1 protein-coding gene is annotated in these 416 nt (G+C 30.0%); it reads right to left on the bottom strand.

Features of this window, described 5'->3' with window-relative positions; translation table 11 throughout:
* Positions 1-33: 33 nt before the first annotated feature.
* A partial coding sequence (locus H4O21_RS28255) for a hypothetical protein (protein WP_220495867.1) occupies positions 34-416 on the bottom strand: 383 nt, incomplete at its 5' end.

The following is a 416-nucleotide window of genomic DNA, read 5'->3' as shown; positions in this document are numbered from 1 at the left end:
TTTGCTATAGCCATTGTTGTGCGCAGGCTTATTTCAGAACGTTTTTACATTTCCATTTTCAATCCAGTCTGGAATTTCAATATCCTTTGCCAATGGATGTTGTTGGAATATATGTCTTAATCCTTTAATTGAATGGTAGGCTTTGTTAATTAACTGTTTTTGAAGTTCAATATATTTTTTATCATATTCATTTTCACTAATCTTATGAGCAGGATTTTGTCGTTCTCTTCTAATCTCTTTGAGTTGTTTAAATAACTTCTTTAATTCATTATTTTGCTCTGCTTTGAAAATGCCTCCAAGCCAATCTTCCATCAGTCGTAATGTCCCTTTCGATTTGCGTTCTACCATACCATTCTTTAATTCGACAATATCATAAAACTCAACTTTATCTTTAAAAAAATCTTTATTAATATTAT

The sequence above is a fragment of the Oceanospirillum sediminis genome (assembly GCF_014164585.1).
GTDB lineage: Bacteria > Pseudomonadota > Gammaproteobacteria > Pseudomonadales > Halomonadaceae > Oceanospirillum > Oceanospirillum sediminis.
The sequence above is the reverse complement of the archived record's forward strand: the minus strand, read 5'-3'. Positions and strand labels throughout refer to the sequence as shown.